The following is a 14,697-nucleotide window of genomic DNA, read 5'->3' on the forward strand; positions in this document are numbered from 1 at the left end:
TGCGTCCGGCAGACCCGAGGGTTCGCGGCATCTTCGCATTCTGCGAATGTCGGAGAGCATCATGTGCGAACGTGACGGCCTGTTCTTCCAACGCTTTTCCCGGCGCGGCCTCCTTCGCGGGATGGGAACCGCCGGCGCCGCCATCGCGCTGCCTGCCCACCTGGCGGCCCTGATGGCGCCGGCCGCTGCCGCGGGCGCCATGACCACCGTCAAGGCCACCCACGGCTCCGGCTTCTGCAACCTCGGCATGTTCCTCGCCCACGAGCGCAAGCTGACGGAGGCCGATGGGGTCACGCTGGACTTCGTGGTGACGCCCTCCAATGCCGAGATCACCACGATGTTCGGGGCCGGGCTCGTCGACATGTCGATGATCCCCTACTCGAATTTCATGACCCTCTACGACGCCGGTGCGCCGGTGAAGATCGTCGCCGGCGGCGGCGTCCAGGGCTGCATGATCGTGGCGCGGGAGGGCATCCGTTCCGCTGCCGACCTGAAGGGCAAGACCCTCGGCACCTTCCAGGCCGACACGCTCGAGGTGCTGCCGTTCGATTACCTGAAGAAGGCCGGCCTGACCTTCCAGGACCTCGACGTGCGCTATCTCGATACCTCGCCGGAGCTGGCCCAGGCCTTCATCGCCGGTGCGGTCGATGCGATCTGCCACATCGAGCCCTATGCGACCCAGTGCCTCCAGTCGCGCAAAGGCGCCACGCTCCTGTCGGATGGAACCGACGTCTACGGTGCCGGCTATTCCGACTGTGTTCTGGCAGCCCGGACGCCGTTCATCGAAGCAAATCCGGCTGCCGTACGGGCCGTGATCAAGGCGCTGTTCACCGCGCAGGCCCAGATCGAGTCCGATCGCGATGCGGCCCTGAAGGACACCGTCGGCAGCTACTACAAGACCACCATGGCGGCTGCAGTCGATGCTTCCGCCAAGCAGCCGGTCTGCACCGACCAGCGCAATCAGACCGACTTCATCATCGCGCGCGGCCAGTCCATGAAGGAGATGGGCTACGTCAAGACGGCGCCGGGCCGCGAGGCCTTCGACTGGCGCCTCATGGAGCAGGTCATCGCCGAGAACCGGCCCCTCTACGATGGGCTCAAGCTGAAATCGGCCTGACGCACCTTGCGGTCACCCGACCGGATGCCGGACCCGATTCCCGATCTCCCGAAAGGCAGCCTCATGGCAGCAACGGATGCCTCCCTCGGCGCGGTGGCGCCGGTTCCCGTGCGCGTGGCCCAAACGGCCCCCACATCGGTGCCCTCCCCGGCGCCAGCGCGATACCCCCAACTCCGCTCCGCTCTGGCGACGCTCGGCTGGAGCATCGCCTCCCTCGGCCTGTTCGCCGGCCTGTGGGAGACGCTGTGGGCGCTCGGCTTCCTCAATCCGCTGCTCCTGCCGCCGCCACACCTGTTCCTGTCCGACCTGCCCGGGACCCTGACCTATTTCGACCGGGCCAATCGCATCGGCAGTCGGGGCGGCGGCGGGGGCGTGATGCCGCTGCTGGCCACCATCGGGTGGACGACGATGCGGGTGACGGTGGGCCTCGTGCTCGGCTTCGTCGGCGGCGTTCTGGTGGGGGCGCTCCTCCACTACATCCGGCTGTTCCGCAATCTCGTCTTGCCCACGGTCCTGCTGCTGGCGCCGATCTCGCCCGTGGCCTGGCTGCCGGTGGCGATCTTCGTCTTCGGGATCGGCGACGTGCCGGCGATCTTCCTCGTCTTCATCACGCTCTTCTTCGCCATCGCGCTCACGACGAGCGCGCAGATCGCGGCCGTGCCGGTCACCTACCTCAACGTCGCCCGCATCATGGGGGCGGATTCCCGGCAGACCTTCTTCCGCGTGGTCCTGCCGGCGATCCTGCCTGGCCTGTTCATGACCCTGCGTCTCAACCTGTTCGCGGCCTGGATGGTGGTGCTGATCGCCGAGGCGGTGGGCGTCGGAAGCGGCCTCGGGCAAATCGTGTCGCTGGCGCGCTCGACCTTCAACGCGCGGCTGAGCTTCTTCACCATGGCGATCATCGGCCTTCTCGGCTTCAGCTTCGACTGGGCCCTGCGACAGATCCAGGCCCGCATGTTGTGGTGGATCGCCCCCCAGGGAGGTGGCCGATGAACGCTCCGGTTCCACGCGCCGCGCCGCGCCGCCCGGCCGTGCGCCTGTCCGGCGTCGGCAAGACCTGGACGCCCGCCGGTCGATCTCCGGTCAAGGCCCTGCGCGACATCGACCTCGACATTCTCCCGGGCGAATTCGTGGTCTTCCTCGGGCCGTCCGGCTGCGGGAAGTCGACCCTGCTCTACATGATCGCCGGGTTGGAACCGGCGAGCGCCGGCACCATGGCGGCGGATGGCCTGCCGATCACGGGACCGTCGGCCGAGCGCGGCCTGATCTTCCAGGACGCCTCGCTGTTCCCCTGGCTGACCATTCTCGACAACGTCGCCTTCGGCTTGGCCATCGGGGCCGTGCAGAAGCTCAAGCGCCGGGAGATCGCCGCCGAGATGCTGCGGCGTGTCGGCCTCGCCGACATGATGGACAAGAAGCCGGACGAACTCTCCGGTGGCATGCGCCAGCGCGCGGCCTGCGCCCGGGCGCTCGCCATGCGGCCGAAGGTTCTCATGATGGATGAGCCCTTCGCCGCCCTCGACGTCCAGACCCGGGCGAAGATGCAGGATTTCCTGCTGCAGATCTGGCGCGACAGCGGCGCGTCGATCGTCCTCGTCACGCATTCCATCGACGAGGCGATCGCGCTGGCCGACCGCGTGGTGGTGTTCACCGCCCGCCCCGGTCGCGTGAAGACCATCGTGCCGGTGGACCTGCCCCGGCCGCGCAATCCCCGCGATCCGCGCTTCCACGACCTGCGCGACCGCTTCGGCGAACTCCTCGCCGACGAGGTCGACCGCGCCTTCGCGGAGCAGGAGGCGCGCTGAGCGCCGACCACGTCCGCGACCTCCACCCTCATTCGTCCGAAGGATCAGCATGACCGAGATCATCGTCGAGGCCCGCACCGTCATCACCGGCGTTCAGGACCGCCATACCCCCATCCAGCACGACAACGCCGCCGTGCTGGTGCGGGACGGCGTCATCGTCGAGGTCGGCCCTCCAGAGTCGCTGCGCGCCAAGGCACCGGACGCGGTCACGCATCGTTATCCGCGCCACGTGATGCTGCCGGGCTTCGTCAACAGCCACCACCATGTCGGGCTGACCCCCCTGCAGCTCGGCTCGCCCGACCACGCCCTGGAGTTGTGGTTCGCCACCCGGATCGCCGCCAAACGCGTCGATCACGGGCTCGACACGCTCTATTCGGCCTTCGAGATGCTCGCCTCCGGCGTCACCACCGTGCAGCACATTCACGGCTGGATGGCGGGTGGTTACGAGCAGGTCCACGGTGCGGCGTCCCAGGTGCTCGGCGCCTATCGCCAGATCGGGATGCGCGCCTCCTACTGCTACGCCGTGCGCGAGCAGAACCGCCTCGTCTACGAGGCCGACGAGGCCTTCTGCGAGCGCCTGCCCCAGCCCATCGCCGGGCACTTGATGGCGCATCTCAAGGCGCAGTCGATGCCCTTCGGCGATTTCATGACCCTGTTCGAGACGTTGAAGGCCGAGAACGAGGGCGAGCGCCTGACCCGGATTCAGCTGGCCCCCGCCAACCTGCACTGGTGCAGCGACGAGGCCCTGCAGACCCTCGATGCGGCGGCCCGCAAGCACGGGGTGCCGATGCATATGCATCTGCTCGAGACCGCCTATCAGAAGGAATACGCCTGGCGCCGGACGGGCAAGACGGCCGTGCGCCACCTCCACGACCTCGGCGTGCTCGGGCCGCACCTGACCCTCGGGCACGGTGTCTGGCTGACGGCGGAGGATGCCGACATCGCCGCCGATTCCGGCACCTGCATCTGCCACAATTGCTCGTCGAATTTCCGCCTGCGCTCCGGCGTGGCGCCCCTCAACCTCTACGAGGCCAAGGGCATGACCGTCGGGATGGGCCTCGATGAGGCCGGGATCAACGAAGATCGCGACATGCTCCAGGAACTGCGCCTCGTCCTGCGGGCCCACCGCACCCCCGGCATGGACGACGACGTGCCGACCTGCCCGCAGGTCCTCCGGATGGCGACCGAGCACGGCGCCAAGACCACCGCCTTCGGCCAGAGCGTTGGCCGGCTCGATCCGGGCCGCTTCTTCGACGCAGTGCTGATCGATTACGACCGGGCGACCTATCCCTACCAGGACACCGACATTCCCCTCCTCGACGCGCTGATGCAGCGGGCCAAGACCGGCGCCGTCGATGCGGTCTTCGTCGACGGGAAGATCGTCTACGCCGATGGCCGGTTTACCCAGGTCGATCGCGACGCGGTCCTGGCCGAGATCGCCGAGACCTTGGGCAGGCCGCGCACGCCCGAGGAGGTGGCCCGTCGCGAACTCGGGCGCGCGGTCACGCCCTACGTCAAGGCTTTCTACGACGGCTATCTGCCGGATGCTCCGCGCCAGCCCTTCTACGCCCCGTCCTCGCGCAACTGACGAGGGGCCGATGATCCGCCGCAACACCACGGGGTGCAAAACGATGACACGTCGAAACCGGGCGGCGCTGGCCGCCATGGCGCTCGGGGCGTTCGCTTCTCCTGCCCAGGCCGAGAGCCTGTTGCGCATCGCCATGACGGCGACCGACATCCCGACCACGACCGGCATGCCGAACAACGGCTTCGAGGGCCTGCGCTTCCTCGGCTACCCGATCTTCGAGGGGCTGGTCTCCTGGGATCTGACCCGGGCCGACCGCCCGGCCACCCTCCGGCCGGGGCTGGCGGACCATTGGGAGCAGGCCGCCGACGACAAGCGGACCTGGCTCTTCCACCTGCGCGACGGGGTCGCGTTCCACGACGGAACGCCGTTCGACGCCGATGCGGTGGTGTGGAACCTCGATCGCTACTTCAAGGCCGATGCACCCCAGTACGAGGTGGCGGCAGCCGGCATCACCCGGACGCGGGTGCCGATCATCGATCGCTACCGCAAGGTCGATGACCGCACCGTCGCGATCACCACCACGATCCCGGCATCGTACTTTCCCTACATGATGGTCTACCTGCTGATGACCGCGCCCTCCTCGTTCGAGAAGGGCGGCCGTACCTGGGCCGGCACCGCGATGCTGCCGGCTGCCGGCACGGGGCCATTCCGGATCACCCGGGTCAGCCCCCGCGAGGCGGTCGATCTCGCGCGCTTCGACGGTTACTGGGATGCGGGTCGCCGCGCGAAGCTCGATCGCATCCGGCTGATGCCGATCCCCGAGGCGAATGCCCGGATCGCGGCCCTGCGGTCGGGACAAGTCGACTGGATCGAGGTTCCGGCCGCCGATGCGATCCCGTCACTGAAATCCGCGGGCTTCACCGTTACCACCGGGTCGTATCCGCATGTCTGGCCGTGGTTCTACAACATCGGCGCCAAGGACAGCCCGTTTCGCGATGTCCGGGTTCGGCAGGCGCTGAACTACTGCGTCGACCGCGATTCCATCGTGAGCTTCCTCAACGGCACCGCCGAGCCCGCAATCGGCTGGCTGAAGCCGGACGATCCGGGCTTCGGCGCGCCCGCAAACCGCTACGGCTTCGATCCGGAGAAGGGCCGATCGCTCCTGGCCGCGGCGGGCTACGGACCGAAGAAGCCGCTCGCCTTCCCGGTCATGATCTCCACCTCGGGGTCGGGCCAGATGCTGCCCCTGCCGATGAATGAGTTCCTCCAGGAAAATCTCAAGCAATCCTGCGGCGTCGAGGTCAGCTTCAACGTGGTCGAGTGGCAGGTGCTCCTCAACGCCACCCGCGCTTTGCCGGATGCGCCGAGTCTGTCCGGGGCGATGGCGCTGAACGTCAGCTCGCCCACCTCGGATGCCGGGGTGATGGCTCGCTACTTCTCCTCCGACCGCTTTCCGCCGAGCGGCTTCAATTTTCCCAACTGGCGGGACGAGACCTTCGACGCCGCGCTCCAGCGCCTGTCCGAATCGACTGATCCCGCCGTCATCGCGGAGGCCACCCGCACCGCGCACGCGCGCCTCGTGGACGATCCACCCTGGCTCTACGTGGTGCACGACCGCAACCCGCGCGCGATGTCGCCCCGCGTGAAGGGCTTCGTCTCCGCCCAGTCCTGGTTCCTCGATCTGTCCCTCGTCAGCGTTCCATAGGCGTCTCATGTCAGACCCCACCGATCTCACCGCCCTGGCGCTCGCCGAGGCCATCGCGGCCCGTCGCCTTTCGCCCGTCGAGGCGGTCGAGGCCCATCTCGCCCGGATCGCCGCGCACGAGCCCAAGCTCCAGGCCTTCACGGACGTCTATGCCGCCGACGCGCGCCTCGCGGCCGAGGGGGCCGACCGGGCGATCCGCTCCGGCCATGCCGTCGGCCCCCTGCACGGGGTGCCGGTGGTCCTGAAAGATCTGATCGATCTCGCCGGGCGGATCACCATGGGCGGCTCGGCCGCTCACCGGGGCCGACGCGCGCAAACCACCGCCACCATCGCCCAGCGGCTGATCGCCCAGGGCATGATCGTGCTGGGCAAGACCCACACGGTCGAGTTCGCCTATGGCGGTTGGGGCACCAACCAGCACCTCGGCACGCCCTGGAATCCCTGGGACCTCGCGGTGGCCCACACACCCGGTGGATCGAGCAGCGGGACCGGCGTGGCCGTGGCCGCCCGCCTGGCGCCCTGGGGGATCGGCACCGACACGGGCGGATCGGTGCGCCTGCCTGCCGCGTTCTGCGGGTTGACCGGGCTCAAGGTCACGGTCGGTCGCGTCAGCACGTATGGAATCGTGCCGCTCAGCACCACTCTGGATACCCCCGGCCCCCTCGGGCGCTCGGTCGCCGACGTGGCGGTGCTGTACCGGGCGATCGCGGGCGCCGACCCGCTCGATCCGTCGACCCGCGGCGTGGCGCCTGCCGACCCAATGCCGGATCTCGGCCGGGGCGTACACGGCCTGCGCCTCGCGCGGATGCCCGAGGCCGAGCGCACGGGCGTCGCGCCTGCCATGCTCGCCGCCTATGACGACGCCCTCGCGACCTTCGAACGCCTCGGCGCCGAGGTGGTGGAGATCGCCCTGCCCTTCCGCTTATCCGACCTCGTGACCGCGCAGGCCAGCGCCATCACCAATGCGGAGGCCTACTTCGTCAACGGGGCGCTCGCCGAAGACCCGGACGCACCGCTCGGAGACGCCGTCCGGGCTCGCATCCTGGCGGGCGCCAGCGTTACGGCGCAGGACTACCTCGGCGCCCAGCATCGGCGACGCGATCTCCAGCGGCAGTTTTTGACGGCGATGGATGGGTTCGACGCCCTTCTGACTCCCACCACCGAGACCCCGGCGATCCCTCTCGCCAGCGTCGACGAAGGGCATCTGCCCTCGCGCTTCACCCGATTCGGCAACCTCCTCGACCTATGCGCCCTGGCGCTCCCGAACGGGTTCACCGCGGACGGGCTCCCGCTGTCGCTGCAGATCGCCTGCCGGGGCTACGACGAGGCGATGGCCCTGCGCATCGGGCAGGCCTACCAGTCGGCGACCACGTGGCACCGGCGCGCTCCCGTCGGTCTGGCGTAGGTCAGCCCGTCCGGGTCTCGCCCGCGAAGGCCGTCAGGATCGCCTCGGCGATGCGGTCCGGCGCCTCCTCATGGGCAAGGTGGCCGAGGTTGCGGATCAACTGGACGCGCGCGTTCGGCAGCCGGTCCTTGAGGGCGAAGGCCGTCTCCGGGGCGATCGCCTTGTCGTCTCCGCCGACCAGCAGCAGGGTCGGCACGCTCAAGTGGGTGATCTCCCGGTCGAGGCTCGCGAGGTCCCAGTTCGCCATCATGCCCAGCGCTCCGGCCACGTGGCCGGGCCGGCGGAACAGGCGCCGGTAGAGGTCGAGGCTACGCGCGTCGAGCCGTGAGCCGGTACCTCGGATCAGGCGTTCCACCGCCGGGCGGTCGGCGGTCCAGGCAAAGACCCGCGGGGTGATGGGGTTGAGAAAGAGCATCCGGGCAAGACCGGGAAACAGCACCGAGGCCAGACCGGGAAACGGCGTCAGCGCGCCGTTCAGGGCCACCAGCAGGCGCGGGGCCAAGCCGTCGAGGCAGAGCCGCACCAGGATCGCCGCTCCGGCGGAATGCCCGACCACCAGGTCCGGCGTGACGTCGAGGGTCGTCAGCAGGTCGCGGATCGCCTTCGCCATGCCGGGCAGAGACAAACGTCCGGCCGGCAGCGGATCGGTGAAGCCGTGGCCCGGCAGGTCCGGGGCGACGATCCGGAAGTGATCGGCAAGTCGCGGCGCGAGGCCGGCCCAGGAATGGGTGGCCGCCCCGGTGCCGTGCAGGAGCAGGAGAACCGGCGCATCGGATCGACCGAATTCCTGCACGTGCCAGGTGAGGTCCGAAGCGCGGACGAACCGGCTCGCGTCCCGATTCGGCCAATCCGCGCCGTCGCGCTCCCAATCGGGCCGGTCGCTCGGCGCAGGCATCGCATGTCCTTCAACGGGCCGAGCGGATCGCATGGCTCATGGCCGTGGCATCGGCGTAGGGCAGCGGGAGATAGCGCGCGCCCATGGCGTCCGCCAGATGGCGGGCGGTGTCCTGCGGTCGCGCCGCCGTGTCGATCAGGATCGTGCGGATGTCGGCCGCCCGCAGCAGGGCCGCCGCGTTGAGGGCGTCGGCATTCGCGGCGGCCCGGCCGGGCACCCCGGAGCGGGCGACGTTGGCCCGCCCGTCGGTGAGCACCACCACCACCGGCGTGCCGCCGCTGCGCCGGACGGAACGGGCGAGTTCGGTAGCGGCATCGATACCGGCCGCCAGGGGCGTGCCGCCGCCGCCCGGCAGCGCCCCGAGGCCGCGCCGGGCCCGGGCCAGGGCGCGGGTGGGAGCCAGCACGACCTCTGCGCCCGTTCCCCGGAAGGCCACCAAGGCGACCTTGTCGCGGCGGACATAGGCTTCCGCCAGAAGCAGTTCGACCGCGCCTTTGGCCTCGGCCAGCCGCTCCAGGGCCGACGAGCCGGAAGCGTCGACCGCGAAAATCGTGGTGGTTTCGCTGCGCTGGCGGAACCGGATGATGCGGAAATCCGCGCTGCGGACTTGGATCGGCAGCAGGGCGTCGCTTGGTGCATTACTTGGCACGGCCTTTGGCGCGGCGCGCAGGCGCTGCCAGGGCGCGGCCGCCCGCAGGGTCGGCAGCAGGGCGAGGCGGCCGACGCGGAGGGAACCGGGCCGCGTACCGGCTGGCCGCCCGGTGCGCGGCGCCTGCATCGCCGCGCCGACTCGGCCCGCCTTCGGTGCCGGGGGCGCATGAGCGGCCTGCGTCAGGCGGGCGAGGAGGTCGGGGGGGATCGCCGCGCGGGTGGCCTCGACGAGGCTGTCGGCACCCGCCTCGAGGGTCGCGTCAGGATCGGGTGATCCGTCCGGCGGTGAAGCATCCGGCCGCACGGCGGGCGCGGCCTGCGGTTCCTCGGCGTCGGGCGGCAGGCGCGTCGCGCGCGGAGCGAGGACGAGGCAGGCGGCTGCGCGCACGTCCGCGTTGGTTACATCCGCACCGCCCGCCAGCAGGCGAGCGACCCGCATCGCCATCAGCGGTGCGCGCAGGGAGGCGATGCCGAGATGGGCGGCCGCCCGGCACAGGTCCGTGATGGCCGTATCGACGCCGTCGGGATCGCCGAGGTGCGGGCGCGCCTCGTCCGGCGCCGCCCCGGAGGTGTCGCCCCAGGCGATGCCGGTCAGGTCGAGGCGGAAGGCGAGGCGGTCCGCCAGGGTCTCGGGCACCCGCGCGTCGTCGCCCTCACCCTCGTCGAGGAGGATGAGGCCGATCCGGGCCGGTGCCCGGGCCGCCATCCCGTCGCGCTCGGCCCGGACCGCGCCCGCATCCAGCGTCGCGGCGAGGCGGGCGGCGGTTCCGGAAGACAGGCGCTCGGCCATCGGCACGACGACGATGCCGCCATCGGCCTCGGCCAGGAGGCCCGATTGGGCGATCGGCCGCCCGGCCGCGAGGGTGGCGGCAAGGTCGAGCCCCCCCAGCAGCCGGTCGTCGGCGATCCCCACCGGTAGGCGGCGCATCGGACGGGACCCGAGATCCGAGGCCAGATGATCGAGCCAGAGATCGCGGACCGGCCCGGCACCGGCCCGGACCAGGACGCCGCCGCAGCCATGCGGATCGAGGGCGGCGAGCCGCGCCACCCGCAGGGCATTGGCCCAGGCCGGACTCATCGGCTCAGGATCTCCGCGACGGCCCGGGTGACCCGCGCGGTGGAACCGGACTCGTCGAGGGGGTTGCGGCGCAGGCGGTGGCGCAGGGCCGAAGGGGCGATGCGGGCGAGATGGTCGAGACTCACGGTGTCGGCCCCCTCGTAGGCGGCCAGCGCCCGGGCGGTACGCATCAGGGTCAGCTCGCCGCGCAGGCCGTCGGTGCCGAGCGCGAGGCAGAGCCGCGCTGCGGCTTCCAGGGTGGCATCGGGCACATGCAGCCCGGGAAGCCGCGCGCGGGCGGCGGTGAGCGTCTTGCGGATGGCGCGATCGGTCTTGGCGTAGTGGGCGCAGAAGGCGGCCGGATCGCGCTCATAGGCGTCGCGGCGGCGCACCACGTCGATGCGGACGGCCAGATCGGTCGGCGTCGTCACTTCGACCGCAAGTCCGAAGCGGTCGAGGAGCTGGGGCCGCAACTCGCCCTCCTCCGGGTTGCCGCTGCCGACGAGCACGAACCGGGCGGGATGGCGGATGCTCAGCCCCTCGCGTTCCACCGTGTTGACGCCGGACGCCGCCACGTCGAGCAATAAGTCGACGAGGTGATCCTCCAGGAGGTTGACCTCGTCGATGTAGAGGAAGCCGCGATTGGCCCGTGCCAGCAGGCCCGGTTCGAACGCCTTCTCGCCCCGGGTGAGCGCCCGTTCCAGGTCGAGGGCGCCGACCACCCGGTCCTCCGTGGCGCCGAGCGGCAGGTCCACCACCGGGACCGGGACGGACTCGGCCCGCAGCATCGCCTGCTCGCGGCAGCGATGGCATAGCTCGGCCGGCCGGCCGGGATCGCAGGCATAGGGACAGCCCGCCACCGCCGCCATCGGTGGCAGCAGGGCGGCGAGACCCCGGATCGCCGTCGACTTGCCGGTGCCGCGATCGCCGAACACCAGGACCCCGCCGACGGAGGGGTCGACGGCCGCGATGAGGAGCGCCCGCCGCATCTCGTCCTGGCCGACGATGGCGGAGAACGGGAAGGTGGGGGCCGCAGTGTCGGGCGTCGCCTCGGGGGGCGTCGACTCGGGGGGCGTCGTCCTGGGACGACGTCCTCTCTCGGCTTGCAGGGGCTTCACGATCGCGGAGGTGGCGGGCACCTTTTCACCCGCCCTCGCGTGGGTCGATCCGTTGACGATCATGGGCTTCATCTTCCCTGTCTCGATCTTTTCAGGCCCGATCGTCTCTGGCCCGATGACACCGACCGGCCCCTTCGCTGCGCAGGTTCCACCCTCCCGGCAGGGAGGGGCCGGGGATGCTCCTGCCCCTCACTCCGCGGCCGCGCGCCGGACGCCCATCCGTGCCCAGATCGCGCTGAGCGCGTCGACCAGATGGTCGATGTCGGCATCCGAATGCAGGGGCGAGGGGGTGATCCGCAGGCGCTCAGTCCCACGCGGAACCGTCGGATAGTTGATCGGCTGGACGTAGATGCCGAACTCATCGAGCAGGGTGTCGCTGATCGCCTTGCACAGCACCGGGTGGCAGACCATCACCGGCACGATGTGACTGTCGTTGGGCAGGGTCGGGATGCCGGCGGCATCGAGGCGGGCCCGCACCGTGGCGGCCCGCTCCTGGTGCCGGGCGCGCTCGCCTCCGCTGACCTTCAGGTGGCGGATGCTGGCGGCAGCGCCGGCCGCTACGGCCGGCGGCAGCGACGTGGTGAAGATGAAGCCCGAGGCGAAGCTGCGCACGAAGTCGCAGAGCTTGGCCGAACCCGTGATGTAGCCGCCATGGACCCCGAAGGCCTTGCCGAGGGTTCCCTCGATGACGTCGAGGCGGTGCGCGATGCCGTCGCGCTCCGAGATGCCGCCGCCATGGTCCCCGTAGAGCCCGACGGCGTGGACCTCGTCGAGATAGGTGAGCGCGCCGTGCGCCTCGGCGACGTCGCAGATCTCCGCGATCGGTGCGATGTCGCCGTCCATCGAGTAGATCGACTCGAAGGCCACGATCTTCGGCCGGGCCGGGTCGACGAGGCGCAGCTTGCGGTCGAGATCCTCGGGGTCGTTGTGGCGGAAGATGTGGCGTTCGGCGCGGGACGCCTTGATCCCCTCGATCATCGAGGCGTGGTTGCCGGCATCGGAGAAGATCGCACAGCCCGGCATCTGCGACCCGAGGGTGCCCAGAGCCGCCCAGTTCGAGACGTAGCCGGAGGTGAATAGCAGCGCCGCCTCCTTGGCGTGGAGGTCGGCGAGTTCGCGCTCCAGCAGCACGTGGTAGTGGTTGGTGCCCGAGATGTTGCGGGTGCCGCCGGCCCCGGCGCCGCAGCGGTCCAGGGCCTCGTGCATGGCGTCGAGAACGGCCGGGTTCTGGCCCATGCCGAGATAGTCGTTGGAGCACCACACCGTCACGGGCCGCGTGCCGGCCGGCGTGTGGTGGGTGGCATGCGGGAAGCGGCCCGCCTGCCGTTCGAGGTCGGTGAAGACGCGGTAGCGTCCCTCACGGTGCAGGCCGGCCAAAGCAGAGCCGAAGATCGCTTCGTAGTCGATCCCTTCGTGTGTCATGCCTGTCCCCTTCCCTCGGTGTGCGGCGGGTTCTTCCAGCCCGCTCAAGTGTCCTGCCGCATTGGCGGCGTCGACGAATCCGACCCCAGGAGGCGGGGCGGACAATCAGTGTCCCTCGATGTCGCTGCGGGTCGCCGGGATCGGCGAGGCCAGCGGGCGCGGGGGCGACAGCTTCGGCAGGCTCCACTGCCAGAGTGCGGCCGAGGGCAGCGGCAGCATCAGGAATCCGTGCTCCAGGGTGGCCAGGGCCATCAGGGTCGCCAGAATGCTGAGACCCGCGACGTCGTGGGCGGTCAGGCCTTCGCCCAAAGCCGCCAGCACCAGGGCGCCGGTGGCGAGCCCCGCCGCCATCACCGAGATCGGGAAAAGCGGGTTCATGGCGCGCACCCGCAGGTAGCTGCCGAGATAGGCGAGGTGCTCGGGCAGGAACTCGGCGTTGAGGTTGCGCACCCCGAGGAAGAGGTTGAGGCGGGCCGAGAGGTTCATCCCCCACAGGACGAGGTAGGTCCACAGCGCGAACAGGTTCGGCTGGCGCCAGGTCAGGGCCAGGATGGCGAGGCCGCCGGCGACGATGGCCGCCTCGTGCCACAGGCTGGTGGCGGCTGCCGCGCGGAAGCGCGCGAAGCCCCGGGCGCCCGGCGGACAGCCGAGGGTGCGCGGGCCGGAGACGAAGCCCATGTAGTAGCTCATCTCCTGCCAGCCCCAGACCAGGAGCGCCGCCGTGAAGGCGGTGTAGGCGCCGCCCGCGCTGGCATCCCCGGCCGAGGCGCCGATGGCCCAGAGCGCCAGGGCGAGGACGGCCGTGCCCGCCACCATGCTGGCCGCGTGCGTGGTGCGCGGGCGATGGTCGAGGAGCAGGATCAGCCCGGTGGAGAACCACCAGACCAGCACCGCGTAGAGGGCGGGGAGCGCATAGGCCGCCATGCTACCAGACCGGCTCGAGGCGGATCTCCGCCGGCATCGGATTGTCGAGAGTCGGGAGGGCGTAGAGCCGGGCGAAGTTCACCGCCGAGGCGGCGATCCAGGCGCCGTGCCGGAGCTTGCCCAGAAGTCCGCCCTGGGCCTTGGCGTCGGCGATCTTCTCCGAACAGACCAGCAGCCGGTCCAGCGCCTGCTTGAAGCGCGGATTGTCGAGGTCGAGGGTGAGCGGGAAGGTCTGCTTCGAAATCTCGGAGGTGATCCGAAACACCTGGAAGTCGTAGTCGGTCGGGTCGACCCCCAGGGCCTCGTGGAAGGCCGGGCGGCAATGGTCGCGGACATACATGGTCGCGAAGACCGCCAGGAGGAAGAACTTGATCCAGTAGCGGTTCACGCCCGAGGTCAGCTTCGGGTTTGCGCGCATCAGCAGGGCGAAGGCCTCGCCGTGGCGGAACTCGTCGTTGCACCACTTTTCGAACCACTTAAAGATCGGGTGGAAGCGACGCTCCGGATTGCGCTCCAGTTCGCGGAAGATGGTGATGTAGCGGGCGTAGCCGATCTTCTCGGAGAGATAGGTGGCGTAGAAGATGAATTTCGGCCGGAAGAAGGTGTACTTCTTCGACTTCGTCAGGAAGCCGAGATCCACGCCAATGCCGAAATCCTTCAGCACGTCGTTGATGAACCCGGCATGGCGCGCCTCGTCGCGGCTCATGAAGCCGAACAGTTCGCGGATGTCGGGATTCTTGGCGCGCTTGCGCATCTCCGCATAGAGCACGCAGCCCGAGAACTCGGCGGTGATCGAGGAGACCAGGAAGTCCATGAATTCCTTGCGCAGGGCCGGGTCGAGCCCGGACATGTCGCAATCGAATTCGTCGTTGCGGGTGAAGTGGCGCTTGTTCGGGTCGGCGCGCAGCTCGGCGATGAGCTTGTTCCACTCCGCCCGCACGGGCTCGACGTCGGTGCGGTCGAGCTCCTCGAAATTGGTGGTGTAGAAGCGCGGGCTCAGGAACGTGGTCTCCTGCGCCGCCTTGGTCCCTTCGTTCATGGGGAGCTTCGGCGAGAACTTCGGCGAAGCG

Annotated in this window: 12 protein-coding genes; 6 read left to right on the forward strand and 6 right to left on the reverse strand. The window is 70.0% G+C overall.

The genetic code is table 11. From position 1 onward, the window contains the following. Nucleotides 1-61: 61 nt before the first annotated feature. The 6 genes from ASF60_RS15150 to ASF60_RS15175 all read left to right on the forward strand — a co-directional run bounded on the left by ASF60_RS15150 (nt 62) and on the right by ASF60_RS15175 (nt 7,560). Nucleotides 62-1,117, forward strand: a complete 1,056-nt coding sequence (locus tag ASF60_RS15150) for an ABC transporter substrate-binding protein (protein WP_056186629.1) — start codon at nt 62-64, stop codon at nt 1,115-1,117. Nucleotides 1,118-1,180: 63 nt separating this feature from the next. Beyond that, a complete protein-coding gene (locus ASF60_RS15155) occupies nt 1,181-2,110 on the forward strand; it encodes an ABC transporter permease (RefSeq protein WP_056186633.1) in 930 nt (309 codons plus the stop codon). Continuing rightward, nucleotides 2,107-2,922: an ABC transporter ATP-binding protein gene (locus tag ASF60_RS15160; RefSeq protein WP_056186464.1), complete on the forward strand. Its 816-nt coding sequence runs from the start codon at nt 2,107-2,109 to the stop codon at nt 2,920-2,922. The genes ASF60_RS15155 and ASF60_RS15160 overlap by 4 nt, the downstream gene beginning before the upstream one ends. A gap of 49 nt (nt 2,923-2,971) precedes the next feature. Next, nucleotides 2,972-4,510 carry an amidohydrolase family protein gene (locus ASF60_RS15165; protein ID WP_056186467.1) on the forward strand — a complete coding sequence of 513 codons (1,539 nt, stop codon included), beginning with the start codon at nt 2,972-2,974 and terminating at the stop codon, nt 4,508-4,510. Between the two features lie 43 nt (nt 4,511-4,553). Continuing rightward, nucleotides 4,554-6,155, forward strand: a complete 1,602-nt coding sequence (locus ASF60_RS15170) for an ABC transporter substrate-binding protein (protein ID WP_056186636.1) — start codon at nt 4,554-4,556, stop codon at nt 6,153-6,155. A 7-nt stretch (nt 6,156-6,162) separates the two neighbouring features. Beyond that, a complete protein-coding gene (locus ASF60_RS15175; protein ID WP_056186470.1) occupies nt 6,163-7,560 on the forward strand; it encodes an amidase in 1,398 nt (465 codons plus the stop codon). Nucleotide 7,561: 1 nt separating this feature from the next. On the opposite strand, the gene bchO is transcribed toward ASF60_RS15175, so the two are convergent. The 6 genes from bchO to acsF form a co-directional block, all read right to left on the reverse strand. After that, nucleotides 7,562-8,455 (reverse strand): alpha/beta fold hydrolase BchO, encoded by an 894-nt coding sequence (bchO, locus tag ASF60_RS15180; protein WP_056186473.1) that lies wholly within the window; start codon nt 8,453-8,455, stop codon nt 7,562-7,564. 10 nt (nt 8,456-8,465) lie between these two features. Continuing rightward, nucleotides 8,466-10,184 carry a magnesium chelatase subunit D gene (locus tag ASF60_RS15185; protein WP_056186475.1) on the reverse strand — a complete coding sequence of 573 codons (1,719 nt, stop codon included), beginning with the start codon at nt 10,182-10,184 and terminating at the stop codon, nt 8,466-8,468. Beyond that, entirely contained in the window at nt 10,181-11,152 is a 972-nt protein-coding gene (gene bchI, locus ASF60_RS15190; RefSeq protein ID WP_056186639.1) for a magnesium chelatase ATPase subunit I, read from the reverse strand. Before bchI ends, ASF60_RS15185 begins: the two co-directional genes overlap by 4 nt. Before the next feature lie 318 nt (nt 11,153-11,470). Beyond that, nucleotides 11,471-12,688 (reverse strand): 5-aminolevulinate synthase, encoded by a 1,218-nt coding sequence (gene hemA / locus ASF60_RS15195; RefSeq protein ID WP_056186642.1) that lies wholly within the window; start codon nt 12,686-12,688, stop codon nt 11,471-11,473. Between the two features lie 120 nt (nt 12,689-12,808). Then, a complete protein-coding gene (gene puhE / locus ASF60_RS15200; protein ID WP_056186478.1) occupies nt 12,809-13,627 on the reverse strand; it encodes a putative photosynthetic complex assembly protein PuhE in 819 nt (272 codons plus the stop codon). A 1-nt stretch (nt 13,628) separates the two neighbouring features. Continuing rightward, entirely contained in the window at nt 13,629-14,666 is a 1,038-nt protein-coding gene (gene acsF, locus ASF60_RS15205; RefSeq protein ID WP_056186644.1) for a magnesium-protoporphyrin IX monomethyl ester (oxidative) cyclase, read from the reverse strand. Between the last annotated feature and the right edge of the window lie 31 nt (nt 14,667-14,697).

The sequence above is a fragment of the Methylobacterium sp. Leaf113 genome (genome assembly GCF_001423325.1).
GTDB lineage: Bacteria > Pseudomonadota > Alphaproteobacteria > Rhizobiales > Beijerinckiaceae > Methylobacterium.

What these genes read in the sequence shown, in the direction of transcription:
- ASF60_RS15150 (WP_056186629.1), top strand. Translation starts at nt 62, where the DNA reads ATGTGCGAACGTGACGGCCTGTTCTTCCAACGCTTTTCCCGGCGCGGC.
- ASF60_RS15155 (WP_056186633.1), top strand. Translation starts at nt 1,181, where the DNA reads ATGGCAGCAACGGATGCCTCCCTCGGCGCGGTGGCGCCGGTTCCCGTG.
- ASF60_RS15160 (WP_056186464.1), top strand. Translation starts at nt 2,107, where the DNA reads ATGAACGCTCCGGTTCCACGCGCCGCGCCGCGCCGCCCGGCCGTGCGC.
- ASF60_RS15165 (WP_056186467.1), top strand. Translation starts at nt 2,972, where the DNA reads ATGACCGAGATCATCGTCGAGGCCCGCACCGTCATCACCGGCGTTCAG.
- ASF60_RS15170 (WP_056186636.1), top strand. Translation starts at nt 4,554, where the DNA reads ATGACACGTCGAAACCGGGCGGCGCTGGCCGCCATGGCGCTCGGGGCG.
- ASF60_RS15175 (WP_056186470.1), top strand. Translation starts at nt 6,163, where the DNA reads ATGTCAGACCCCACCGATCTCACCGCCCTGGCGCTCGCCGAGGCCATC.
- bchO (WP_056186473.1), bottom strand. Translation starts at nt 8,455, where the DNA reads ATGCCTGCGCCGAGCGACCGGCCCGATTGGGAGCGCGACGGCGCGGAT.
- ASF60_RS15185 (WP_056186475.1), bottom strand. Translation starts at nt 10,184, where the DNA reads ATGAGTCCGGCCTGGGCCAATGCCCTGCGGGTGGCGCGGCTCGCCGCC.
- bchI (WP_056186639.1), bottom strand. Translation starts at nt 11,152, where the DNA reads ATGCGGCGGGCGCTCCTCATCGCGGCCGTCGACCCCTCCGTCGGCGGG.
- puhE (WP_056186478.1), bottom strand. Translation starts at nt 13,627, where the DNA reads ATGGCGGCCTATGCGCTCCCCGCCCTCTACGCGGTGCTGGTCTGGTGG.
- acsF (WP_056186644.1), bottom strand. Translation starts at nt 14,666, where the DNA reads ATGAACGAAGGGACCAAGGCGGCGCAGGAGACCACGTTCCTGAGCCCG.